General features: G+C 42.7%; 22 protein-coding genes and 1 pseudogene. 1 reads left to right on the forward strand and 22 read right to left on the reverse strand.

The window, feature by feature from the left end; translation table 11 throughout:
• Window positions 1-284: 284 nt before the first annotated feature.
• From ACFQ0C_RS21460 to ACFQ0C_RS21565, 22 genes and pseudogenes are all read right to left on the reverse strand, one after another.
• A complete protein-coding gene (locus ACFQ0C_RS21460; RefSeq protein WP_379369403.1) occupies window positions 285-587 on the reverse strand; it encodes a GNAT family N-acetyltransferase in 303 nt (100 codons plus the stop codon).
• Between the two features lie 186 nt (window positions 588-773).
• Window positions 774-1799, reverse strand: coding sequence for a hypothetical protein (locus ACFQ0C_RS21465; protein WP_379369405.1), 1026 nt, complete (start codon window positions 1797-1799; stop codon window positions 774-776).
• A 275-nt stretch (window positions 1800-2074) separates the two neighbouring features.
• The gene (locus tag ACFQ0C_RS21470) at window positions 2075-2962 is read right to left on the reverse strand and encodes a fructose bisphosphate aldolase (protein ID WP_379369407.1); all 888 of its coding nucleotides are present in this window, start codon (window positions 2960-2962) and stop codon (window positions 2075-2077) included.
• A 195-nt stretch (window positions 2963-3157) separates the two neighbouring features.
• Window positions 3158-3841: a hypothetical protein gene (locus ACFQ0C_RS21475; RefSeq protein ID WP_379369409.1), complete on the reverse strand. Its 684-nt coding sequence runs from the start codon at window positions 3839-3841 to the stop codon at window positions 3158-3160.
• A gap of 193 nt (window positions 3842-4034) precedes the next feature.
• Window positions 4035-4568, reverse strand: coding sequence for a GrpB family protein (locus ACFQ0C_RS21480; protein ID WP_379369411.1), 534 nt, complete (start codon window positions 4566-4568; stop codon window positions 4035-4037).
• 110 nt (window positions 4569-4678) lie between these two features.
• Complete coding sequence (gene solA / locus ACFQ0C_RS21485) at window positions 4679-5806, reverse strand: N-methyl-L-tryptophan oxidase (RefSeq protein ID WP_379369413.1); 1128 nt, start codon at window positions 5804-5806, stop codon at window positions 4679-4681.
• 115 nt (window positions 5807-5921) lie between these two features.
• The gene (locus ACFQ0C_RS21490; protein ID WP_379369415.1) at window positions 5922-6128 is read right to left on the reverse strand and encodes a hypothetical protein; all 207 of its coding nucleotides are present in this window, start codon (window positions 6126-6128) and stop codon (window positions 5922-5924) included.
• A gap of 35 nt (window positions 6129-6163) precedes the next feature.
• Window positions 6164-7078 (reverse strand): acetamidase/formamidase family protein, encoded by a 915-nt coding sequence (locus ACFQ0C_RS21495; protein ID WP_379369417.1) that lies wholly within the window; start codon window positions 7076-7078, stop codon window positions 6164-6166.
• 414 nt (window positions 7079-7492) lie between these two features.
• The gene (locus ACFQ0C_RS21500; protein WP_379369419.1) at window positions 7493-7726 is read right to left on the reverse strand and encodes a hypothetical protein; all 234 of its coding nucleotides are present in this window, start codon (window positions 7724-7726) and stop codon (window positions 7493-7495) included.
• 592 nt (window positions 7727-8318) lie between these two features.
• Complete coding sequence (locus tag ACFQ0C_RS21505; protein ID WP_379369421.1) at window positions 8319-8687, reverse strand: YrdB family protein; 369 nt, start codon at window positions 8685-8687, stop codon at window positions 8319-8321.
• Between the two features lie 165 nt (window positions 8688-8852).
• Window positions 8853-9692 carry a 3-methyl-2-oxobutanoate hydroxymethyltransferase gene (gene panB / locus ACFQ0C_RS21510; protein ID WP_379369423.1) on the reverse strand — a complete coding sequence of 280 codons (840 nt, stop codon included), beginning with the start codon at window positions 9690-9692 and terminating at the stop codon, window positions 8853-8855.
• Between the two features lie 265 nt (window positions 9693-9957).
• Entirely contained in the window at window positions 9958-10386 is a 429-nt protein-coding gene (locus tag ACFQ0C_RS21515; protein ID WP_379369425.1) for a GNAT family N-acetyltransferase, read from the reverse strand.
• 78 nt (window positions 10387-10464) lie between these two features.
• Complete coding sequence (locus tag ACFQ0C_RS21520; protein ID WP_379369427.1) at window positions 10465-11328, reverse strand: class I SAM-dependent methyltransferase; 864 nt, start codon at window positions 11326-11328, stop codon at window positions 10465-10467.
• Between the two features lie 393 nt (window positions 11329-11721).
• Window positions 11722-13446, reverse strand: coding sequence for an S-layer homology domain-containing protein (locus ACFQ0C_RS21525; RefSeq protein WP_379369429.1), 1725 nt, complete (start codon window positions 13444-13446; stop codon window positions 11722-11724).
• Between the two features lie 2323 nt (window positions 13447-15769).
• Entirely contained in the window at window positions 15770-16450 is a 681-nt protein-coding gene (locus ACFQ0C_RS21530) for a lysoplasmalogenase (protein WP_379369431.1), read from the reverse strand.
• Window positions 16451-16588: 138 nt separating this feature from the next.
• Entirely contained in the window at window positions 16589-17290 is a 702-nt protein-coding gene (locus ACFQ0C_RS21535) for a response regulator transcription factor (RefSeq protein ID WP_379369433.1), read from the reverse strand.
• Complete coding sequence (locus tag ACFQ0C_RS21540) at window positions 17287-19407, reverse strand: sensor histidine kinase (RefSeq protein ID WP_379369435.1); 2121 nt, start codon at window positions 19405-19407, stop codon at window positions 17287-17289. The genes ACFQ0C_RS21535 and ACFQ0C_RS21540 overlap by 4 nt, the downstream gene beginning before the upstream one ends.
• A gap of 368 nt (window positions 19408-19775) precedes the next feature.
• On the reverse strand, window positions 19776-20642 hold the full coding sequence (locus ACFQ0C_RS21545) for a DUF6454 family protein (RefSeq protein ID WP_379369437.1): 867 nt from the start codon (window positions 20640-20642) through the stop codon (window positions 19776-19778).
• 153 nt (window positions 20643-20795) lie between these two features.
• Entirely contained in the window at window positions 20796-21323 is a 528-nt protein-coding gene (locus ACFQ0C_RS21550; RefSeq protein WP_379369439.1) for a histidine phosphatase family protein, read from the reverse strand.
• 264 nt (window positions 21324-21587) lie between these two features.
• On the reverse strand, window positions 21588-23837 hold the full coding sequence (locus tag ACFQ0C_RS21555) for an ATP-binding cassette domain-containing protein (RefSeq protein WP_379369441.1): 2250 nt from the start codon (window positions 23835-23837) through the stop codon (window positions 21588-21590).
• 172 nt (window positions 23838-24009) lie between these two features.
• A complete protein-coding gene (locus ACFQ0C_RS21560) occupies window positions 24010-24405 on the reverse strand; it encodes an SRPBCC family protein (protein WP_379369443.1) in 396 nt (131 codons plus the stop codon).
• Window positions 24402-24563: pseudogene (locus tag ACFQ0C_RS21565) on the reverse strand (transcriptional regulator); the annotation flags it as partial. The gene ACFQ0C_RS21560 and the pseudogene ACFQ0C_RS21565, both read right to left, overlap by 4 nt.
• A 364-nt stretch (window positions 24564-24927) precedes the next feature.
• Here ACFQ0C_RS21565 and ACFQ0C_RS21570 point away from each other — a divergent pair.
• Window positions 24928-26340: an S-layer homology domain-containing protein gene (locus ACFQ0C_RS21570; RefSeq protein ID WP_379369445.1), complete on the forward strand. Its 1413-nt coding sequence runs from the start codon at window positions 24928-24930 to the stop codon at window positions 26338-26340.
• Window positions 26341-26584 lie beyond the last annotated feature (244 nt).

Below are 26584 nucleotides of genomic sequence, written 5' to 3' on the forward strand. Positions count from 1 at the left end.
GGTTGGGGAACCATAAACTTCGAGATTGTGGGGAGGTACTCCTTTTTTGTGTGCGAAAAAAACCAGTCGTAGCAAGGGGTTCGAATTATGAAATTGACTTCATTTACATGAATTCATTAAGACTTCGGATATACCGGCCAAAGGCTGTATAAATGCAGTTTTTTGGGAGTGGGGTTCGACCGACCGCCATGCAATGCCTCAACGCGCGCCCGGGATTCGCGCGCGTTGAACAGGTAATGGCTTCAAGTCGAATAAATTCGTGAGCGCTTTATAAATGTAAGGGGTTATTCAATAGCTTGGTGCCATGTATCTTCGATATCTTTGAAATTATTAAATCCGATTTTTTTATAAAAACTTTTAGATTCAGGGGCGGAAATAAGGAACATCAATGTATCTTTTTCTAACCGTGGTATTAAATGCTCGACTAGTCCCTTGCCGATTCCCATTCCCTGATACTCAGGGTCAACAGCAATATCGTTAATGTAACAATCAAAGCAAAAGTCTGTGAATGCTCTCAGGAAACCTACTAACTTCCCGTTATGCCAAGCAGATAGTTTAATATTTGCATTCTTTAACATCAAATCCATTCGTCTCTCGTCGTTAGGTCGTCTTAAAGCTGCTTTGTTGTATAGTGCTATGACTTCCTTTAATGATGGTGTTTCATCGCTTTTTATAAATTATCATTAGTTCAGACCTCATTCAAAAATTTATTATGTATTTCCTTTTTACCTGTAACATAGCAGAATGCTGTAAGCAAACTCCTCATTTCTAAACTATCTTGAAACTAACCGATATTGATCCACTTTATTAAGATTTCCATAAATCCAACAATTAACATTCAAGTAGCTTTTTATATCATTTGCAATCGCTTCTCGAACAGCCTCATCATCAAACTCCAACAAACCGCTCATATATTCGTGCAAATAATAGAAAAAGCTCAAATAACAATAAAATGCCAGCCGATCCTGGCTTACTTTATAATGAAGGCCCTCTAATTCCAATATTTCATTGAGCAAAATAATTTGCTTCTCATCATGAAGATAAGGCCATATATCCCGTTCTATCGGCGCAAGCATCAGATGATCCCAATCGATAATTGTAAATTGTTCGCCTTGAATAATGACGTTCCCCCCGACATCGCCGCTTGTGATGTGAAAATGGGTTAAGTCATTTTTGTTTTTATCAGCAAATTGCATCAATCGGTCAGCATAATGTTCGATTATCTTGCAATTCCCTTCCAACAAGCGCACAGCTTCTAATACAGAAGGTGATGTTGCAATTTTAAGTTTGGTAAGATTCCTGTAATACTCATTCATGTAGTTGATGTTGAAATTTTCCTCTATTATTTGAACATTTTGAACTGGAACTTTGTATATGAGCGCCAATTTATGAAACAAATCCGATAACGGATAATCCTCTGTATGCTCACCTTCGACATAATGAAATAGGCCCACCACACCAGCATTAAAAATACTATACAATTGCTCATCTATCGTCTTTTTAATCTTACTAATAAAGTCAATCCCATTCTGATTCATATGTTCCACTATTGCAAAGCTGTTCATATATCTTGACTTGTGTGGTCCAAAATAAATGAGTTTGGCAAAATAGGTGTCACATTCTGTATCAATTTTCCATGTTTCCCCGTGGTATCCACGCTTTGCTGCGGCAATATAATGGATTCCCAATCCATATTTTGCTTCAATAAACTGTTTTAACTGACTAATATAGGTTTCATCACGATACTTTTCAAAAAAAATAATACAACACCCCCTGCATACAAAATAAATACCTTCCATTCTTGATCATAAGCCCGTACACCGCAACAATAGGATGTCTGTCAGCCGCGTTTGGTTTGGTGCCTGTATTAAACTGTTGATTCAATACTACTCATGAACCGGTAGATTGTGCTTTGAGTTGGTTATTGGTTTGTATTTCATCCGTGTACGTGATTTAAACCCAGGACTCTCACGCCGTTGAAGCGGCTATTTATTTCTCAAGCAGCAGAAGAAAGCCAACGAACGCACAAAAAAGCCCGCGCTCATAGTAAGCACAGGCTCCGCTATCGCTTCCGTTAGTTGATCGACGCCTCATATATGGATCTAATAGAACGGGTCAGCATCTCGTTGAACTGCTCATCCGACTGTTCATCTGACAAGCCTTCCGCCAAAGCGCGTGAGAAGCTGGCGATCAAGCCGTGATGGCGAGCCAGCCGCTCGTTGGCTTCCTCCCGGTCATACCCGCCGGACAGTGCGACAACTCGAGCGACGTGTGGCTCGTCCATCAGATCACGGTAGAAATCGTCTTCGGTTGGAATTGAAAGCTTCAGCATAACGGTCACATCAGGAGCAAGAGTGGACAACTGCTTGAAGATTTCGTCCTTCAAGATCCGTTCCGATTCCCGCTTGTCGGAGCTGTTAATGTCAACTTCGGGCTCGATGATGGGGACAAGTCCTGCGGACCAAATTTGCTTACCGAGCTCGAACTGCTGCTCCACTACCTTGCGAATTCCTTGCGGATTCGCCTCATGAATAACCGAACGCATCTTCGTTCCGAAGACGTTGCGCTCGACCGCCCGCTCAAGCAAGCCATCCAGATCGGGAATCGGCTTCAACATCTGCACGCCATCGATTGACTCTGCCAGCCCCTTATCAACCTTCAAAAAAGGAACGATACCTTTCTTCTCCCACAAGTAGTCCGCCGTAAACAGCCCATCGATCTTCCGGTCCATGGTGTTCTCGAACAGGATGGCCCCCAGGATGTATTCCGCGTCAAACGCAGTGCTCTTGATGATGCGCGTCCTCATTTCATGCACCAGCGCATACATCTCCTCGTCGCCAGAATAGCGACTCGGCTCGATCCCGTACTGCTGCAGCGCCTTCGGCGTACTCCCTCCGCTTTGGTCCAGCGCTGCGATGAATCCTTGACCAGTGCGAATTCGCTCCATCTGCTTCTTGTTCATATTGGTAATTCCTCCTTATAATGTGTTTTTCTTTCATTGTACATCAAATCGGTTAACAATGAAAAAAAGTATCGATCTGCCTTCCTGTCCGTTAGCAAAAGTAGGACCGGCGACCCGTACCGGCAGCGTCGTACCATACTGCGTTAGTTTGACAATCAAAAGAAATAATGTGAGTTGTTTATTATCCTTTTATTGTCATCCAATATGAAAAACACCAATTATGGTCTTTCCGTCAACATCATATAATGGGATATCACGACCACCCACAGGTCTATTCTTCTGTATGGCAAGTGCTTCCTCGGGAGTCTTTGGCTGCTCCCCGTCTAAATCTTTCTTCCGCACATATCCTGCGGTGCCATCCACACCTACTGCACTAATTAAATCAGGTATCGATTCATAGGAAGTGGCGTCTGCGGCAAAACCGTATGTCTGTCCGTTTTCATTTTTAGGATAGTTAGTAGCTTTTGTAGGGATTTGATTCATAGCGCCAATACGAAAAGAACCAATAATGGTTTTCCCATCAACATCATAAAGTTGGACATTACGACCACCTTGAGAGCTACTCTTCTGTATGGTTATGGCTTCCTCGGGTATTTTTGGCTGCTCGCCGATAAAATCTTTTTTCAGCACATATCCTGCAGTGCCGTCCACAGTTCCGACAAGAATTAAGTCAGGTAGCGTTTCAATGGAAGTGGCATCTGTGGGAGAACCGTAGGTTTGTCCGTTCTTAGTCTTCGGATAGTCAGGAGTATATGTATGAATTTGATCCAAATAAGTTTTAGCTGCTTTAGAGTCGTTTATAATTGTTCTCATCATAATACCAACGACCAAGATGAAACAAACGATCCCTATTTGTATACCTATTGATTTAATCCTCACTTCATTCACTCACCTCTTTTTTGAAACGTGTTTTGTAAATCCATACCCATACTGTAGCATACATTTATTGATATGAAAGTAATAGGTGAATGATAAGTTACTTACAATAGTCTGATTAAATTGCGATATCCTACTCTTAGCTTAACAAAAAGAACAGGAACCACGGCAACCGCGGCCCCTGCTCTTTTTGTTGCTATTCAATAGTCGTGTTCCGTTTAGTTGAGTGTCTGGCTTTTTCAAGTAAGCTGTAAACGTATTGTGCTTTTTCATCAGAATATGACAATAACGTGGTTATTCCTTTAGATACTGCATTAATTTTTCTGTTGGAGTATTCTTCAGCAATTTCTGGATTCCGCCTTAAATAATCTCGGATTAGGATATTATTACTCCATTGCTCACCATTCCAAACGACAACAGCAAGATTGAAAGCTTGTTTTCCACGATTTCGAAAATATATTCTCCCTGGAACACCAGCTTCTCCAAATCCTTCATACCCGTGCTGATTTAGTGTTAAATTTATTGATTTTCCTAAGTCTAAATTCTTGACACCGACTAATATATCAATTATTGGTTTGGCCATCATTCCTGGTACTGATGTGCTACCAAAATGCTGTATTTCTATTGCCATATCTCCAAACACTTTATAAAGTTTGTTTTCTTCTTGCTCGTATAAATCTGGCCACAATTCATTATATTCAACAATAGTAATTGTTTCATCAATTCCCAATAAGATCACCCCAATACAAAATGAATATTAGATAATCATATCATTTTTTCAGAGTCACGGAACTCAAAGCAAGCCTCTCCGCTATCGTTCTCCGTTTAGTTTTAAATTGTTTATTCAAATCGATTGATTGAAAAAGGGGAAATGTTTTGTTCAGTCTTCCCTGAAATAATTAATTCACTTAAAATCTGCCCAACTACACTGCTAAATTTAAAGCCATGTCCTGAGAAGCCTGATGCAATGGCAACGTTTGAATAGGTAGGATGCAAATCGATAATGAAATCTTCATCAGGAGTCAGTGTATACATACAGGTTTTACCGTACTTCAATTGTTGTGTATAAGGCATATAGCGTTGCAAAAATTGTCTTAAATCTGCCGCGTCTGTCTCTAGTTCACCAAATCCCAGGATGGCTTCATCTGGATTGATAGTTTCTCCTCCATCATGTCGGCCTACTTTTAATCCGGAACCATCGATGTTTGGAAATCCATAATAATGTCCTTGAGATGTCTCAAACGAAAAGGCTGGAAAACCCTTATGATTATATAAATCTTCATTGACATCAAACCAAGCAAATGTTTTTCTTACTGGATTTAGAGGAAGATTTAAATCCAACATGGAAAGGAGACTTCCTGACCAGGCTCCTGCTGAAACCACTAACGCATTAGCACTAAAAGAATGCTCATCGGTTTTGATGGTAACTCTTTTATCATGAACCATTATTTCTTTCACTTTACTATTGGTTATAATGGTAGCTCCGTTTCGCTCAGCAAGCTCTCGATATGCATCAATGCAATCCTCACATTTTAGCACACCAGATGTTGGTTCGAAGCAACCAATGTACTCGTCAGGTAAAATGATGCCCGGCCAACGCTTATTCACATCAATTGAATCTAAAATCTCAAGTGGCAATGAATAGGTTTTTGAACTTGAGATGATATTTTGGATAAAATCCGATTTTTCGTAACCCACGTTTAAAACCCCGGTTTGGAGAAATAATTGTTTTCCCGTCACCTTCTCTAAGTCGTTCCATAATTCTTGAGCCTTGAGCGCCAACGGAACATATTTTTCACCTTCACCATACGCATGTCGAATGATTCTCGTGTCTCCGTGATGACTCCCTTTGTTATGGGGCGGGTTAAAGGAGTCTACTAATAACGTTTTTTTCCCGCTCTTTGATAAAAAATAACCTGCCGCCATCCCCATCGAACCTGCTCCAATTACAATTACGTCATAATGCATAGTACGTTACCCCTCCTTGTAATAAATCTACCTGTAACTTAAGTATTAAGTATGACAAATATTCTCCTATATTACTAATGATCCTAACACTTTACAATTGTGCTAACCTGCCCGCCTAACAAAAAAAGGCTTGGACCAGTTCCCATAAAATACAAAAACCGCGATTTACGCGGCCAATAATGAGATAATATTCTGTCACCCGACACTCATCGCTTCGAACGGCAAATGAACCCGCCAATGGCTTGTAATTAATTAGTGCATGTTCATTTAATGAAATACACTCTAAAAATTCGCAGCCATTTTTATTAAAAACAGATGTCAATTCAAGCCCCCTTTGCACCAACAACTAGAATTATTTTATGCGAACATTGACGATAAAATAGATTTTGGCAGCTTGCAGACTACGCTGTAGGCGGGATTGAACATGTTGGCAATTTCATATTCAACTGCCTGACCTAGCAACAAGCTGGCTTCTGAAGACGTTAAGCTGAAATCTTCCTGTAGAAACCGAAACATCTCAGTCGTTGCATGTTGAAGCGCCTGGTCAAGAGGCCGGGCATTGCCGATACAAAACCAATGCGTGTCGGTTTCACCCCGAGGCCAGCTTATCGTTTTGCCTTTTTGAACACTAACTGTAAACCGAACATCCATCGATATTTCGAGACCTGTACCGATGATTTCTCCATCGCCTTGCAAGGCATGACCATCACCAATATATAACAATGCACCTTCGGCCGACACCGGAAAATAGACTGTAGTACCTGTGACCAGTCCTTTATAGTCCATGTTACCGCCATACTCGCCACTCGTTGCAGTTGAGATGAACTGCCCGTTGGAAGGCGCTACACCAAAACAACCTAGAAATGGCCGCAAAGGAAGCTTCAATTCAGCCAGCCCCGGCGTTGGCTCCTCAAGAAAAGCAACCCCCTGTGGTACATCCACCGTCCAGCGTACGATGTCCGATGCCGGTAATGTAGCGGCAACAGATGGATCGATAACTGCTGGGGCAAGCATGTTGGTTGTCCAAGCCCAATCACGGTTCGGAGTTATTGATTCGAAACGAACCGCTAGTGTATCGCTGGGCATCGCTCCTTCTACATAGAAAGGCCCTGTCATCGGATTCCCGCGAGTAGCTGCGCTTTCGCCGTTTTTGTCCCAGCCTCTCGCATCGACAGTCGTCGTAATGACCGTATCCCCATCGCGAATCATCAAAACAGGTGGATGCTTGCCTATCGTATTAAAATAAAGCTGAGGTATGAACTGATGAATCATGGCTACTCCCCCTTGTCGATTGGATATTCTATTGTTTCGACGACTGTTATATATTTCCTGCTGAGTTTACCAACGAGAAATCGGGCGCAATAAGAGCCGGGCATCGTAGTAACACGTAATACCACTTTCATGCATGGTGTTTTCTTTCATATTCAAACGTCTCAATTCTTTAGATTATACAATCATCTAAAATAAAATTTACAGCTCATTGCGCAATTTGGCAAGGCACTATGTATGCATTAACTCCGTTGCTTCAACTACTTACTTCTACATAACTTACATGTGTCCCGTTTAAGTTATCGTCTCTACTTTTATGTATAAGCCAAGAACTTTAATCATTTAACTTGCCCCAACCTTCTCGACCCCGCTATGCCTTCAGGAATAAAATTAGGAAAACACTAACCACTTATCACACTAGTTTAAGGATTGCTTATAGATGTTTAAAGCAATTCTTGTTGATTCTTTTCTTAGATAAGAATACCGATCATCATCTGTTTGATTGAAAAAGGTTTGACACTTAAAAAGATAAAATAATACCTCTTTGGAAGCTTGAAGTGCCATTGATTCACATCGAAGGATATACATACAAAGGCTAAAGCATTCTGTTTCATAATTCTTTAAAATTGCTACACGTTTAGCTGTATCCATAATCTCCTCCTTTTTTAAAGGATCTATTATTATTTTCATTGTTCACAATTGGAAAAGTAGATTTTTTTAGATAAGTTTCATTTCAAAGATCTCCTCTTCTCTATCATAAACTGAGGAAACATCCTACCTTTTATTTTAATTCAAGCTTATTGATTCTCTATAAATAAACTATTAACAAAATATTAACTCCGACATAGGTTACCCTTTGATAACAAGTCTCAGTTGCTGAAAGATCTAACAAAACGGATACGATGCCCTAAAAACTACTTGTCTTTAATCGATCAGATTGGTTCGCTAAGTATAGAAAATCAAAAAGGAGCGGCTTTTATGCCAGCTCCTGCGCTATCGTTCTCCGTTTGATATCCAAAGCAATCCGTTCTATTGTTGAATTATCATCGTTTCCGAATACGTCTAAATAATCTTCTGGGCCATCTTCTTTCCACGACTTTATCCAACCTCAAAACCCATCTACAGCTTTCTCAAACGGCTTCTTCTCAATCATGAATTTCATTAATTCAGTTGTATCCAGCAATATCACACTTTTTAGAACAATCGTTTCGTTTTCCGTTAGTTATGTATACAGCGCCCAATGTCATTTCCGGATAAAAGGCTTTAGCAGATCCTCATTTTTCCCGTTGACGAAAAGCAGCAGAAGCCGATTTCCGATATGAAGTATCGTATAGACGATGGCGGTAACAAGGTAGCCTGACCCTATTAAACCGTAGGCTGCCATTCCGACCAGCGAAAACTCGATGAAGACTACTGCGGCTATTGGTAGAGAGATCCTGGCTTTTGGGGAGATAAAAAGTCCCCATATGATTGCGGCTGTTAGCGGAAGCCCTGCGGTGAGGACGATTCTCGAAAAAGTTCCACCAGCAAAATGATAACCCCAGACGCCCAATGAAGCGAGAAGAATCAATTCTAGGAGGAACCGGATCATAAGATTGATTGAAATGAACATAATTACTACTCCTTTGAATATGAATTTTTAAAAAAACTCTATGGAAAATGTTAACGCGGCTGCCCACTAGTGCCGGCAGCCGCGTACTTGTTATTTATTAAGCTATAGTTTCCATTAGTTGGAAACTATTCATTGCCTTAAAAATTGTCTATCTCAATGCATCTGTTACTCCTCATTCGATGAATTTGTATATAAGCAACAATTTAATAGTTTTTCACGTTCTTCATCATTCATGTTTCGAACATTCCTTAGTTGTGGAAATTCGCCATTTTCAACTTCATTTGCGTACGACTGAAATGCTTTAAGCATTATCTGACCTACATTACCATAGTTTTTTGAATGACGAAGGTCAAATGGATTAATGCCCAACATATCTTGAACTATAAGTACTTGTCCATCTGTAAATCTTCCAGCACCAATCCCGATCGTGGGAATACTAAGCTTCTCTGTAATTACTTTCCCGAGTTCTTCTGGTATAAGTTCCAATACAATCATGCTTGCACCAGCAGCTTGTAAAGCAATAGCACCGTTTAACAGAAATTTAGCTGAATCAAATGTCTTTCCTTGTACAACTGCCTTATTATGGAGCTGAGGGGTATATCCGAGGTGACCCCAGACCTCAATGCCATTACTATATAAATGTGATATAACATCTTCTCGCATTCCTTCTAGCTTAACACCATCTGCCCCGTTGAGAACTAGTTCTTTAGCAGTAACCAAAGCCATTCCCGGGTCCTCGTACGTTTTATACGGCATATCTGCCAGCAAATAGGCTTCTTTCACTCCCCGCCGCACTGCTTTCAAATGGTGTATAATATCACCGAGAGTGACGGAAATTTCATGTTCATAACCCAATTCGTTTGTTCCTAATGAATCACCAACAAAAATCACATCCAGCCCCGCTTTATCTTGTAATACGGCTGTGGGATAGTCATAACAAGTTAACATCGTAAGCTTTTTATCATCCCGTTTTTTCCAATGCAGATAGTCCATATTCTTTTTCATGTGAATCCTCCTTAGTCTCTGTTCGCCTTTGGAATCAGAGCACAGGTAATGGTGAAACAATTAACAAGCAGCCAGGTATGAGCTCCTATCAAGGATGCCATCCTAACACTAAAAACTTATCACAATATAAGAAGCTATACAACAAGAGAACATCAGCCAAGAAAAAAATTCTATAGTCTACAAAACATTCATTTTATATTCGAATACGGTTCCACCACCTCGCATTCCCAATAGGACAATAGTTCTCCGATAGTTGAGCAATCGTTTAAAAATATTTTTTGAATCCCTTACTTATTGATCCGTTATATCCTTCCCTTTCGAAGAACTGATGTGCTCTTTCACGGGTTGAATTACTTAGAAGCATAATCCTATGACAATCTATTGATTTACAATAATCCTCAACATATTGCAAAAGTTTCCGTCCAATATTCTTGCTTCGATGGTTCTCATGGACAATTATGTTCTCTACTACTCCATACGGTCTTATGCCATGCAGAGCTTGTAAACAAATGTTTAGTGTTAGTGTCCCTAATATTTTTTCTTTTTCATCAAATACAAGCAAGAAATTGTTAGGATCCCTTTTAATTTTATCAATTTGTTCTTCAAGGACATTCATTTTCTTACTATTGGGTACTAACATTCTATAGAGTTCAAATAATTGATCTTTATCTGTTATTTCGGCTTCACGAATCATATTGAATTCGACTCCTTTATAGTTTTATTACAAAAAGGGAGTTGCCGCGAAACAAGCCCCTCAACTATAGTGTTCCGCTTACACAACAAGCTTCTTTTTAGCAAGGAACAGGGCAACAGCTTGAGGTTTTATTATCGTTCCGCCATTTTCATCAATTGCATTTTTGATGTTTTCGAATAGCTTAACTCTTACATCGTCGGGAAGTATTCTATGTCGAGAGTGCGTGTTTAATAATGAAATATATTCATCCGCTGTGTAGGTGTCATTCCATCTGTATTGCTTTACTATTAAATCTTCAAACAACCCGTCCTTTATAGTTAAAACTGACCTTTCGTCAATGATTTTCTCAACTGATGGTGCATCTGCGTCATCGAGATTTGGCGCATATTTTCTATAACTTTCTCGAATTTGTTTAAAAACATAATTAAATGATGGTACGTGAACGGTCCAAAAGAATGCAATTGATCCTCGGTCACGGAGTAAGTCAAACACCTTCCGATACCCAAATTGTTGTGGCTGAATGAAATGTAATGCTGTTGCGGATATTGCTAAATCGAAAATACCCTTTCCACTTTGCCATTGTTCAAAGGATGAATTAATGATGCTGACGTTGGTGTTATTTTTGAATTTTTCACGAGTAAATTCTGCAAGTTTTTGTCCTAATTCAATGCAAGTCACACTATCGTACCCGAGGTCCACAAATCCTTTTGTTGCCTGACCTGTACCGCAACCGATTTCGAGTATGGGATCGGATGGCTTTAGTTGCGCATATTCCAAGATATCGTGAAACAGCTGATACGGGTAGCTAGGTCTGTATTTGTCATATTCACCGGCAACTTCGTTAAACGTATTTTTCAGTTCCATTGCAACACCCCATTCAATATTTGAATACGAAACAGCTGTTCCTTGTGAATAAAGTAAGTTGGCTGGCATTACAATCATTCCTATCAGCTCCCCGAAAAAATAAAAACTCCCGCCCCTTAAAAAGGGACGAGAGTAAATACTCCGTGTTACCACCCAAGTTCATCCATGCCTAGCGCATTGACCTCATTTTGCGTGCGCTAACAATGAATGTCACATTTACCCTAGCACTTTAACGGGTGCAACCGTCACAGCCTACTCCCCAAAGGGTTTCGAAGTGTCAGCATATAGAAGGGCTCTATGTAAAAGCAAATTTTAGAGGAATTTATTGGTAATTGTTGAAATATTACCACAGACTAATCATCTGGAGCAACACTTTTTTTGATTTTTTGTTGTAACTATCCCTACACGGTTAGCTTAATTCCCCCACCAGCTTGCTTATGCTTATGCCAGTTTACTGCTTGAGCATCGTATCTAGATATGAAGCGTCTCGAGCAGCATATAAATCATTTTTGCCGCTTCGGCTCTCGTCACATAACTTCCATGGCGGAAAGCTCCATCGGGGTAGCCGCTTATGATGTTTGCACCGGAGACCGCTATCACGGCTGACTGAGCCCATTCGGGAATGTCCTTTTGATCCGTGAAAGCCGATACTTCCTTATTAGAATGGACGGCATTGCGATCCAGTACTCTGGAGAGAATGACTGCGAGTTCAGCCCGCGTCAGCGGCTGATTCGGCTTGAACCATGCTCTCCCTTTCTCTTCGTAGCCTTGTATCAAACCCTCTTGGGCCGTTTGGGCAACGGCATCCTTGGCCCAGTCCGGCAAAAGTTCGCTGTCGGCGAAATAGGTCGATGTTCCGGAGGCTTTCAATGCCAACGCATCAGCTATCATTTTGACCAGCTGTGCCCGGGTCACCGACTGATCCGGCCGGAATGTATTATCCTCGAAGCCGTCAACGACATTTCTGCCAGTTAAACGATCTACATATTGTGCTGCCCAGTGACCATTCATATCGTTGAAAACGTGCACCTCCGCAGAGAACACCGCGAATGTACCCCAATAATTCACTTCAGTAGCCACCGTGTCATTGCCGGTAACAACGCCTCCGACATATAACCATTTGCCTTGCGTCCGATTGAACACATACACAGCAGGCTTTAATCCGTGTGCAATTGACGATCCATCGTACTTCAAGCTGATCTGGATCGGTTTGTTCAAATTCGCTCCGGTACTGCTCGTAAAATCTACAACCCGGCTGATATTCGCTCGCCCCATTATATTAGGAGAAGGATTAGCTTGGACGCTGACCTTAACTTTACCGTTGACCAGCAGTGCTTCTGGTGGAATCATGACCGAATCTGCACTCGGAAGCGTAACCTCCCCTCCTAACACAGCAATGATCTCCTTCTCCACACTTAACTGCTCTTCAGCTGCACCGCTACCAGAAGAGGTTGTTTCCATGGAAGAAGACGACGACGTTCTCGGTCTGCTATAGACCGGATTAACCGTAACATTAACCGTGTCGCTATATACGCTTTTTGTCACCGTAATTACTGCAGTACCTGCCTGCTTGGCCTCGATTAAACCATCGACTGTAATAGTAGCCACAGTACTGTTACTGCTCCGATACGCCGTCCCATACACAGCATTCGTCACATCCGTCACGCTGTTATTCGACTGCTGCGCCGTTACACTCAGCTGCTGGCTGACTTTTCCGCCCAGCTGAAGCTCTACGTTCTTCGGTGCTGCCATGATACTTGTGATCTCATTTACTGGCGGCGGCACATCCGCTTTCGCTACAGTCACGCTCACCGTGTCGCTGTATACGCCGCTCGTAACCGTGATGATCGACGTGCCCGACTGCTTGGCCTCAATTAATCCATCGGCTGTAACGGTAGCCACAGTGCTGTTACTGCTCCGGTACGCCGTCCCATACACAGCATTCGTCACATCCATCATGCTGTTGTTCGACTGCTGCGCCGTTACCTTCAGCTGTTGGCTAACTTTTCCTCCCAGTTGAAGCTGTACGGTCCTCGGTGCTGCCGTGATACTTGTGATCTCGTTCACTGGCGGCGGCACGTCTGCTTTCGCTACAGTCACGCTCACCGTGTCGCTGTATACGCCGCTCGTAACCGTGATGATCGAAGTGCCTTGCTGCTTGGCTTCAATTAATCCATCGGCTGTAACAGTAACCACAGTGCTATTGCTGCTCCGGTAAGCCNGTAACCACAGTGCTATTGCTGCTCCGGTAAGCCGTCCCATACACAGCATTCGTGACATCCATCACGTTGTTGTTCGGCTGCTGCGCCGTCACCTTCAACTGCTGGCTGACTTTTCCGCCCAGCTGAAGCTGTACGGTCTGGGGAGCAGCGCGGATTCCGGTAATCTTTTGATAATGAATCGATACCGTTGCCGAGCTGGAGCTGGAGTATTTCGGATATACACTGAATGCGTACGTTCCCTCATCTGGATTCATCCAGCTGGCATTACCGCTAACAGCAATCTCCACTCTTCCGAGCAGTGGGATATCTTGAGGTACGATTACCTTTAAGATGGACATGCCAAAATAGCTGCTATAGATCGCTTCCTTGGCTGGAACTCCGTTCACCTGAACCAGGTTCGGATCGATTGTCCCCGAATGCGTACTTGGATCCAAAACAACGGGTACCTTCAGCTGTGGAGGGAGGCTCAGCGTGATGTAATCGTCATTGGCAGCAACCAACGGCTCGTTCGGCTGCAGGCTGAACGTATACGGCACATTGATCTCACCAGCCCACGGTATAGCAGGTATGACGTTAAATTCCTGTACTGTGTCCGGAGTGATAGTGAGCGGCACTGTGTTTGGCTTCACCGTCTGGGAGGTCGTCACCTGCATATCGTATACTCCATATTGAACAAACAGGTTTGGCATGGAAAACACTAGTGAATAATCAGGAATCAAATAATATTCCGGAGGAAGTACGAATTGCAGCTGGTTGCCCGCCAAACGGGTGACAGAAGCCGGCGAATAACCGTCCATTTCCAGACCCATGCCCGATTCGATATGTATATCAGTGGCAGCGATGGTTGTATCACTTAATACGGTGCCCACAGGACTGGTCACCGTAACTGTGTCGCCCCCCTTCAGAATCGTCGGGCTGGTGAACCGAAATCGCAAATTGCCGTCTCTATTGATCTCAACATAGCCCTCATCCGAATACGGGTTATCGGCTAATGAAGCTCCTCCTTGCGGAATAATTCCGAAACGTCCTGACGCAGCCTCTAGATCAACGCTGGTGGATATTTCAAACGTATAATAGCCGTGTACAGCCGGATTGGCAATCAAAGCCGAAGCGTCGATTGTGATAAGCGCAGCCGAATAGCTTGTCAGCAGCTGACTAGGTTGCAGCTGCAGCTTGTCGCCAACGACATTCGCCATTGTAACAGGTACCCCGCCAATCTGTACCTTCGAGACGTCGATTGCAGAAGGTAAGGTAATGCCAGCGGGGAATTTCAAGGTGATCAAATCCGTAGGCTTAATCTGCTGCATCACCGTAAACTTGAATTGGTAAGACGTATTCGCCGCAGCCGCATACGTGCACATATCCGGACGAAAGTTCACTATACTGCGAAAGTAAATATTGCTAGACGTAGTCCGCTGAACCGAATTTGAACGGGTACTAACCGCAAATTGCGAAGCTTTTGGTTCTACATAATGATAATCCGGCGTAATCAGGAAATTCGACAGCTTAATGTCGACGTCCCCCCCGGCAGGTATCGGCTGGTTCATATGAAAGAATAACATTGGCTGCCCATCATCCGATCTTTGCGTTGTAACGGAATCGAATATAGAGAGCGTTAAACCGTTCACTCTGACCTCGAAACTGCTCGAAGGCACACTGACATCAGTTGTCCACATCCCATAGAAATGCGGGTTTCCAACAAAATTAAAACCATACGGCAGAAGGATTTCAATCGTATCTCCCTCCTGCAAGGCGTCCGTTGATGTCATCTTAAAATGATATGCCGGCGTTTCCTTCGTATAAGTTCCGCCTGACGAATAGCCGCTGTACAATACCGTTGTTTCAGGCTCGACACTGAAATTCGTGAATGCGGCACCCGCTCCCTTCACCTGTATGGGCGCGCCCCAGGAAAGAATGAGCAGTATGGACAAAAGCATATAAATGATGGCGATGCGATGAACGCGCATCCTGTTGTGATGCAGACAAGCTGAAAACATAAGTAATCTCCCTCATCTCTTTCTTTGTTTTCTATCAATCTATCAGCAGAAGTTAAAAACTGGTTAAAAAACATTTATAAAAAAACATTTTTCGACGGAAACGACAAAAACCGATTTCCTGAAGTCAGGAAAACCGGTTAATTTGATCTCAAGCTCTATCGAACGATCTCTTTACTATGATCCTTTTACAACACGGATATGTTTGCACCCTCGCCTCCTGCATCGCCAAACCTATCTTCGCCAATCGGCGTGTTACGCGTTTGATTGAGCAGTTAACAAACTCCTGCCTTATCGGATTGTTCATATAGATGAATTGTGGTTTGCATATGCGATCGCGCCCCCCTTTGATCTTACAATGCTGCTAGCAAGTAAAAATTGAGCAAGGTAGTAGGAGATCATCACCCCGTATCCCGCCCATGAAACCGGCATGACAAACATATTCCAGGCAAGCAGCGAATCGGACATGAAGAACAAAATTGCCCCTGCTATGGCAATCCAGCTTCTACTAATAACAGCGCTCCAAATCATGATAGAAATCACGACGACATAAACCAACACCGGAATCCATAATCCGGCATTTCCACCTGCAAGAATGCTTGCATGGAGTCTGTGTAAGAGTAAATAGGAGTATGCCGCAATCGGAATTAGAGCAAGTAAATGAACGGAGGAAAAGCGCCAACGAGTTACAAAAGCAACGACATATGCGATATGAGCGAATAAAAATGCGACCAATCCAAACAAAAACCATTGTTTTCCTGCTAACAATAAAAAACTATCGCCAATGGCAGAGAGGAATAACCCTGTAATGATTAAATGTTTGTAGGGCTTAGAAACATTTCGTGTTGCTGCTGCCAGTAGTATCATCAGTATGATAGTTCCTGGCTTTAAAATCCAGCGCATCGTCATATTTTCACCTGCTAAGGCACAAAGATAACCTAAACCTGAAAAAATAATGGCGGCTATTAATAGCTTTCGATACATGTCAATACCTCCAGTTAAGGGGCTGCGCCCTCTGCTTTCTATCTCCATATTTACGATAGATGATAGCAGACCAAGTTAAAAAACGGTTAAAAAAAGCGACATTCCACATAAGGAATAATCGCATTGTTTTAAACTAATTTATTTATCCCAGCAAAATTTATATCCGAAACCCCTCACTGTATGAAAGTACTTGGTCGCTGATTGATCAGTTTCAATCTTCTTGCGTAAATTGCTAATATGCACCATAACCGTCCGCTCGTCACTGAAGCTGTCCCAGCCCCACACCTGTCTGTGCAGTTGTTCCGCGCTAAACACTTGGTTCGGATTTTGCAGCAGAAAAAGCAATAGCTGCCGCTCTTTGGCGAACAAATCGATTAGCTCTCCCTTCACCATAACTTCCAAGCTTTGCAAATTTACCTGCAAATCGCCGCACGTGATAAGCATACTCTCCTTGTTACGTTTGTGAACGGCTGCGGCCCGTCTGAGATTCGCTTTCACTCGAGAGACGAGCACCATCGGATCGAATGGCTTGGTCATGTAGTCATCGCCGCCGGTATCGAGTCCCCAGATAATATCATCCGCCTCCCTTTTACAGCTTAGAAAAACGATTGGTATATCTGAGTGCTCGCGAATGCGCCTGCATAACTCTACGCCATCCATATCGGGAAGCACAATATCGAGAACCATCAAATCGGGCTTTTCCTGCTTCAAAAGCCCCAACGTCTGACTCCCGTCTTTCGCCATGACTACCTGCAACCCGTGATTCCGCAGGTAGAGGCTGATCAGGTCCCGAATTTCTTTTTCGTCATCGACGATTAATATTTTAGCGCTCTCTGTCATACGTCTTCTTCCCCCTCCTCCATATCGATCATTACTGGAAGCGTAAAGGTAAACGTACTTCCTTTGCCAGTTTTACTTTCCACATTAATCGTCCCCCCATGATACTCAATAATTTCTTTGCAAATCGCCAGTCCGAGACCTGTTCCAGCTGAACGACTCTTGTGTGACTCTCTTCCCCGATAGAAACGGTCAAAAACAAACGGTATATCTTCATCGTCAATGCCATTTCCTGTATCCCGAACTTTAACCTTTAAACCTAAGTCTCCCTTCTCAAGAGATCCGTACTTTTCAACGATAAGATGAATGGAGCCGCTAGTCGGCGTGAATTTTTGAGCGTTGAACAACAGATTCATCACAACTTGCTCGATTCTCACAACGTCTATCCAAACGATCAGCGGTTTATCTGCTTGGGAACCGGTATTATCGATAAACGCAAAGCTATGGCCTTCTTGCTTTATAGGCAGCTCCAATTTTTCAAATAACGAGCGACAAAACGCCACTGAGTCAACCGCTTGATAATCAAAGCGAATTTTCCCCGTATCGAACTTCGACAACTCGAACAAGTCGCTGATAATACGATCCAAAATCAATGTTTTTTCATAGGTCAACCGCAAATATCGATCACGGTTATCTTCATCCATTCGGTCCAAAACTGCCTTCACATAACCTTGAATGAGCGTAAGCGGAGTGCCCAGTTCATGCGAAATGTTGGATAAGAGATGACGACGTGACAGTTCCATTTTAACCAATTCCTGATTGATCTTCTTAATACTTGCATTGGATAATTCCAGCTCTTCGGTTCTTTCTTGTACTTTTTGTTCTAATAATTCGTTCCACTCTTGCAATTGCCCCGACATGCTCTCAACACGAGCAAAAGATTTTGAAAATTGATGCGATAAATTAACGGACTCCATAAATACATAAAACAGCATGCCGAGCTGCATCAAATCTCCGGTTGCAACAAAATGATTGTAAAATAGAATATCATTGAGCACTAATACCAAGAGGACGAGTACCGCCGCTATGTTTAGTGAAGCCCCTTCTCTTTTGCGCAGAAAAGCCCGAATAGAAACATAGATGATATAACAAATTATCAACACAGAAACAGCTTGAAAAGCTAACATACTATACGTGTATATCAACGCTGGCGTCAAGAGGATAAATAAACTGTAGGCCACAATTGCTATAACAAACAAATTTCTCACTTTGCGATGCATTTCGCCGGGGTATCGTGAGTAGGAAAACATAATCAGCATCCATAGGGCAACAACGACTGACAAATATTCCAAATGAACTTGAAATTCCCAAGCGATATGCGGAAACAGATAAGTGATTAACGTAGGCCCGGTGACTATCGCTCGAAGTCCCATCGCCAATGAGAAGCATCCAAAAAATAGCGGCGATCTATCCTTTCTGCGCGCCAGAAAGAGGCCGATATGATATAAACCCATCGTAAACAAGCTGCCTATCATAAGTAGTTGAAACGCTATCTCTTTTTCCCTGCTAATGATCACATCTTTTGAAACACCTATGCGGAAAGATTCCCACAAGCCGCCTTTACGTTGGACGAAATTAGACACCTGAATGACTATTTCGGTCTGGGTGCCCTGTAAATGAAAAAAAACAGGTTTAGGGAAATTCGCCGGAATCATCGTTTCTTTACTCGTTCCTACCTTCCCGTTCGCTGCAGCCAGCTCTCCGTTAATCCATATTTGATACGCTGTCGCAACGCTTGGAACATAGAGTGCCATATTGGTACCGTTGTCCGCAGCTGCTGTACGAATCCGCAGCCGGTAGGTCGCATAGCCTTGATTCGACAATGCTTGTCCTCCCGACTCCTGTCCCTCCCACACCTTCGGCACTAGGGCATAAGATGGAGCATTGCTATTCAGACCGACCGTAAAATCATCGGGAGTTAACAAATGATTCCAATAAAATTCCCATTCGCCATCCAGATTTTGCAGCCCATCTCGCTCCCAATTCCATGCTTCTAAATCGAGAATACCTTTCACTGCCTCTGTCTGAGTGCTTTTTCCAAAAGCAGATGGGCTGGGGAGTAGTAGAAATAATAGGAATGCTAGTAACAGAAAATATAATTTGTACGCTGGTCTGCTCATACACCCACTCTTTCAAAATCAGAGAGAATTCCCAAATATTTTTTCATTCCGCTGCCTCGCTTTCTATAGCTCATTATATAATACTCATGCAACTGTTACGATACATTTGGAAAAAACACTGTTGTTTTTAAGTCACAAATTGGCATAACATGTCGATTAACGGATTCAAGTTCGCGACACGATCCCGTTTTATTGAAAGAATGGAATTCCATCTTGCAACCAAAAGTACAAAATTTCGCTTATTTAAAAGCCTCAGTGGACTTTTCTGATCGAGAGCAAGCTCCGTTCACACGCAAATAACGCAGCTTAACGGCTGCGTTATATTTTTCTGTTGCGGGACTGAGTTTATGAGATATGCCGCTGCAAGATTATAGTTTATTATTCAAATTGCTTGTTTCATAAACCAGCATAGACCCATGATCGTCATCCGGTACAGCATAGAGCCGCAGCTCTTGACCGGCGTTCTCAATGAACACAGGATTGCGGGTAATCACGTGTCCTTGAGGAGAAAACTCAGTGATGGGTGCTTCATGAAGCATATCCAATGTTTTCATGTCTATCAGGGCCAATCCACCTAGCTCGTACGGCTTGGAATTGAGACTTGAAGGATTGAATAGCTCAGAGATACCACTCAAGATCATTTTCCCTTCGCCTACATAATGACCGTCTTGATAATCCACATAATGACTCGTGTTTTCTTTCATAAGCAGTATCTGCCCCATTTGGTTCCATTCATAAAACTTGCGTGAACCCCAGCTATGACCTATTAGCTTTCCATTTTGACCTTCACGGACCACTCCTCCAATATGATCATGGACTCGGAACGATTCTTCAGCTTTCATAGTCTTTGGATCAACTTTGTAAACAATAGATTCACTATGGGGTCGATATTCGGCGACAGGTACCCAAATATTTTTTCCATCAAAATCAATGCCGCCTGGGTGATAGATGTTCCCTTCGCCCAAAGTCACATCATTCATAAGTTTCCCCTCTTGATCAAAGACAAATAGGTGACCGATTCCCTTTCCAGAAGTACGGTCATAACCGTTCTGGGGCAGGTCATATTTTACTGGCATTTCGATAAGTTCAACCGAGGATAAATAAAAGAGATCCCCGATTCGAACCATTCCTTGTGAGTGGTAGATGTTAAATTGCAGATCAATCTTAGCTTTTCGCTCCCATTTCGTATTGCGTGTAAGATTTCGGAACTGAGTGATGAGTTTCAGACTATCCATATATGCTTCTCCTTTCAGTGGCACCCGCTCTTTTGGTTGCTTCCCAGCCATCGTTTCCGTTAGCTCAATGAAAAATTGGAGACTCCACTGAGCACAAACAGTCTCATTGCTGTTCAGCAAGTATTCGGTGTGCACGGCTATTATGAAGATTAATTATTTGAGTGAGTATACTTTATATTCACCGTTATCTGATGAGAATCTCAATAGGTTACCATCATTAGGTACACCTTCAAAATAGGCACCAATACAACCTGTCGTGCATCTATGTCCAGATATTAAGATATTGACCTCGTTATCAGCATGCTTGGCCTTAAGTTCATGCATAAAGGAGAAGACTCTTTTTATAAAATTAGGTACATCCTCAACACCTTGATAGAACCTAGAATCTGGAACTACTCCATTCATTTTGACTTCGCCTTTTTTTAATAAGTCAGCTTCGCCTAGATCAAACACATTGAGCCTTTCATCGATGATTGCTTTCATACCTGTTGCGATCTCTGCTGTTTGAATGGCTCTTTCTTGGGGTGAGGTGTACACATAGTCAAAATCTACACTATTAAGTCTATCCCTTAATAGCTTGGCCTGCTCTATTCCAATGTCATTTAAGGGAAACCCCATTCTCCCCTGAAGCTTCCCTTCTCTGTTTAAATCGGTTTGACCGTGCCGTACCACATAAATCAAGCAATAACCCCTCCTTGATATTGCAATTTATTACACCCAATATACCACATATTGGAAAGAGAAGGAGTCTCAATCAAACGGTTTCTTCATGCTGAAAAAGCTGCCAGATCGAACCGACAGCTTCATAGAGATACTCTTATAACAATGAACCGAGTTGCCACGATGTGTCATTGAGTTAGGACGTTTGTAGGTGGTGCTTAATGTCGCCAGCTTCTTGCCAAACGCGATGTATCATCTGGCTGCTTCCTACGAATGCCATATCAATCACCTGCTCAAATACTTGCTTGTAAGTGAATGTTTTGCACTTAAAAGCTGTTTTGGAGTGCCTTCGAATATGACTTTACCACCATTGATACCGCCTTCCGGACCCATATCTATGATCCAATCGGCGTTTCTGATGACATCAAGGTTATGCTCGATCACAATGACTGTATTTCCTGAATCTACAAGACGATTCATGATAGCCAGCAAATGGGCGATATCCGACATATGCAGTCCGGTCGTAGGCTCGTCCATAACGTAAATACTTCCCTTTTTATGCAATTCGCTGGCCAGCTTGATGCGTTGGCACTCACCGCCCGACAGTGTGCTGAGCGGCTGTCCGAGTTTCAGATAATCCAGTCCCACGTCACTCATAGCCTGCAGCTTGCGCACAACTTCTTTTATATCAAAGAAAGATAGAGCTTGTTCAACGGTCATCTCCAGCACATCGGCAATCGATTTATCGTCTAGTTTGTAGGCTAGCACCTCTTCTTTGAACCTTTTGCCGCCGCATATTTCGCACGTTGTTTTAACACTGTCCAAGAATGCCAAGTCGGTATAAACGACACCAAGGCCTTGGCAGTTTTCACAGGCTCCCTTGGAATTAAAGCTGAACAAACCTGGGTTCACTTTGTTGGCTGATGCAAAGGCCTTGCGCACATCGTCCATGATGCCCGTGTAGGTGGCCGGATTCGAACGGGTAGAGGTACCTACAGCCGCCTGGTCGATCACTATCGCATCGGGATGCTTTTGCAAAAACACCTCGTTGATCAATGTGCTTTTGCCGGAACCGGCAACGCCTGTCACTACGGTTAATACACCCGTTGGAATATCGACGTTAACATTGTTTAAGTTGTGCAGATTGGCGTCTTTGACGGATAGTTTACCCGTTGCCGAACGAAAATGGTCCTTAAGCGGCATCGATTTTTTCATATGATTACCCGTTAGAGTATCGGCCTGCAGCAGGCCGGAAAAGCTGCCTTCGTAAACAATGGTGCCGCCGCGGCTGCCGGCAAAAGGACCGACATCGACTATATGATCGGCTACTTGAATCACATCGGGATCGTGTTCGACAACAATGACAGTATTGCCTTTATCGCGCAGTTTTTGCAGCAATTCATTGAGACGGTGCACATCGCGGGGATGCAATCCAACGCTCGGCTCATCAAAAATGTATACCACATCTACTAGGCTGCCGCTCAGATGTTTGACCATTTTGACACGCTGTGATTCTCCACCGGATAAAGTGTCGGTTTCGCGGTCGAGGCTGAGATATTCGAGGCCAATATCAACCAGATGCTGCAGTCTTTCCGTTAATGCTTTAACCATAGGTGCCGCTATCGGATCTTTTATTTCCTTTATGACCTCAATCAGCCGGCCTACCTCCATGGAAGATAGTTCGGCAATATTGCTGCCGTTGATTTTACAGCTGAGAGCCGCTTGGCTGAGACGAGCGCCGCGGCAAAGGTAGCATGGGCCTTCTGTAATAAACGGCGCCACTATTTTCTGGGTACGCTCCGACTTCGTTTTGACATCTTGCTTGATGTACTTGCCGCTGAACTTTGCAATGATTCCCTCTAAAGTAAATTTTACAGGCTTCCCTCCGACGTGCATTTCAACCTTATGCGGTTTGCCGTACAGAAGCTGTTCCATTTCTGCCTCGGTATAATCGGCAAGCTTTTTGTCGATATCAAACAAACCTGACTGGGTACAAATGTTCCAATCCCAGCTGTCAACACCATAATCAGGAAGCAAGATAGCGCCTTCTTTGAGTGATTTGGATAAGTCCAATGCTTTCTCCATGTCAACTCCAAGCTTACGGCCCAAACCGTTACATTCCGGGCACATGCCTTGCTGGTCGTTGAAGGAAAAGGCATTGGCTTTACCGGCATAAGGTTGTCCGACACGTGAGTATAACAGCCGAAGTATAGGTGCAATATCGGTAATGGTGCCCATGGTCGAGTGGGCGCCTCCGCCTAACCGTTTTTGGTCGACTATAACCGCCATGCTAAGATTTTCGATTGCGTCTGCATCCGGTTGCGGAATACGCGGCAGAAAGTTACGGACGAACATACTGAAGTTTTCATTCAGCAGACGCTGGGATTCAGAAGCGATGGTATCGAAAACGATCGACGATTTGCCGGAACCGGATACGCCGGTAAATATGATGATTTGGCGCTTGGGAATACGCAAAGATACATCTTTAAGGTTATTTTCCCGGGCGCCGCGGATTTCTATATATTCTTGGGTCATAAGACATCTTCCTTTACTCGTAATTAGATCCTTTTCAGATGAAGCGCCTCACGAGAACGGTTTATACATCGGATACAGCCGACATACGTGTAAAAACAGATCACTTGATGGGCAATAGAAACCATGAAGTAATCTGTTTTGTGATGCAGGACTATTTCACTATCTTACCCATTTATTGTTCCAACAGCTTTTCAAGCTCGCCGCCCCATTTAATCCAGCCATACTTAGCTCCTGCGAGTGCTTGATCATTTGAGATTCCGGTTTGTTCGAGATGTACATTAACCTTTCCGTCCCCTAAATCTTGCAGCGTCCAAGTGACCGTGTGCTTTTCTCCGCTTTCCATAGTATAGGACAATCGGTTTGGTGCGTCTACGATAAGTACTTCACCGTCAATAATTCCGTTCCACCATTCAGTCGGCTGAGTGCGAAATTGAAAACGGTGTCCTACTTCGGGTTTAAAATCATTTTCCATAACCCACTTGGCAAGCTTGCTTGAATCGGTTAAAGCGGACCAAATATTCTCGATCGATGTCGTGAACTGAAAATCCAAAGATAATGTTAAACTCATTCTTCTTCCTCCTCTAATAATTGGTTCAAGCGCAACATATTCGTACTCCAGAATTTGCTGTAGAAAGCCACCCAATCTTGAATTTCTCGGAGTGGAGAGGCGTTTAGCCTAAAGCGCGTTTCTCTGCCGACTTTTCGGTCAAGTACCAGTCCGGCATCTGCGTCATACACATCACGCAACTGGTTGTTCTCGCTCACAACACCCTCTCCTAAATATTATTACCTAGGGACTGCCGATTAATTATTCACAGCCTCCTTAAAGTATGCGGCTCTTAGGCAGTAGCACCTTCGAGTTGAGAGTTCATATTCAGACACCATTTAGTGTCATTTTAATAATAGGTCACCATTTGCTGTCGTGTCAACAATATTTTTAAGCCCCACATGAAAACTCTCAGTCAGTCAACTATTGATTCATTACTAACAAAATGTAATTTACAAATTATTAATAATAAAGCTGCAACAATATATTTTGACATCCGTCTAGGTTAACGATTCACAAAAATACAACACGAGGTGAACAGTTATGAAAAAAACATTTAAAATAATCACTCTTTCTACTACTGCTTTATTATCTTTTACTCTTGCTACCCAGAGCTTTGCAGCTACTACAGCTTCTACCTTTACTGATTTGGATAATATTGTTGCCAAAGATAAAATTATTGCTTTACAACAAAGTGGCATAGTATCAGGAATCACTCCCGAGTTGTTTGCTCCTCGAACTACGATTTCAGAGGCTCAAAGCGTTCAACTTATTGTTAATGCACTTGAACTCAATCTTGATCTGGTAAGATTTCTTAAGGAGCCAAAAGCTAACAACTATTTTGCAAAAGCAAATAATGATGCTTGGTATGCAAATGCACTCATTATCGCTGCAGTTAACGGGGTTGAGCTGCCGGCTGATCTTGACCCAGATAAAAAGTTAACTCGTGAACAGTTCACACATCAGCTTATTCGTGCTATTGAAGTAACTGGGAAACTGCCGATGATTAAACCAGTTGTTGTTGATATCAAGGATCAGGACCAAATTAATCCCGATTACTCTGGTTCCATTCAGCGCGCAATTCACTATGGTGTGATTAAGCTGAGTGCAGAAGGTAAGTTTAATCCGAATGATGAAATTACACGTGCTGACGCAGCTGAAGAATTATTCAATGCGATTGCGTACATGAAGGCTCACACAGCACCAGCTTCCAGCAATGAAGCCTTGACAGCGGATCAAGGAGTACTACTTATTCAAGAGGTACTTGGGACGGTCGATACTGACTTGAAATTCAAGATTGACCCGAACTCTAAGTTGACTAGAGAGTCGTTCACCTATGCGCTCATTCATACTCTTCAATCAAGCGAAAAACTGCCAATGATCAAGTTATCTCCGGTTCAAATAACAGATAATGACCAGATCGAAATCTTAAATTCTGGTTCTATTCAAACAGCGATTGCCCTTGGTTTTGTAAATTTAAATTCAGAGGGTAAATTCAATCCCAAAGATGAAATTCTCCGTGTGGATGCCCTTGAATATATTCAGAACGCTGTTGTGTATTTGAAACTTCATCCTTCTCAAAACGAATCCAATGACTCCCTTACTGCAACGCGTGCCGTTCAGTTGATCACCGATGCTTTGGGAAGCATTGGTGCGGATATCAATTTCAAAATTGACCCGAACTCTAAAATGACTCGTGAATCGTTCACGTATCTGCTTATTCATACTCTTCAAACAAGCGGGAAACTACCTATGATTAATTTAGTACCAGTTGAGATTAAAGATAATGATCAAATCGATACCTTGAACTCAGGAGCCATTCAAACTGCACTTGCATTAGGTGTGGTTAAGTTAAATCAGGAAGGCAAATTCAATGCAAAAGCTGAAATTAGCCTCGCAGATGCTACTGAATATATTAATAACGCTGTTAAAACCGTAAAAGGATTAACGGAATAGTAATAAATATATAACTATTTACCCAAATAAGAGAGAGGACAAATCAGTCCTCTCTCCTTTTCTTGTTACAGCATCGTATAACATGGGCTGAGTCAGGATAAATGATGAATTCAACCAAACTGAGGTTAAAGCGATTTTCCTTGGCTTAATTTAATACGGTTCTCTATCGAGCCTTTCTATTACGATTAAAGTTGGTAGAAATTAATACATGCATAAGGAAGCTCATCCCATTTGTTTTTTCGCT

Source organism: Paenibacillus sp. GCM10027630 (genome assembly GCF_042676305.1).
Classification (GTDB): domain Bacteria; phylum Bacillota; class Bacilli; order Paenibacillales; family NBRC-103111; genus Paenibacillus_S.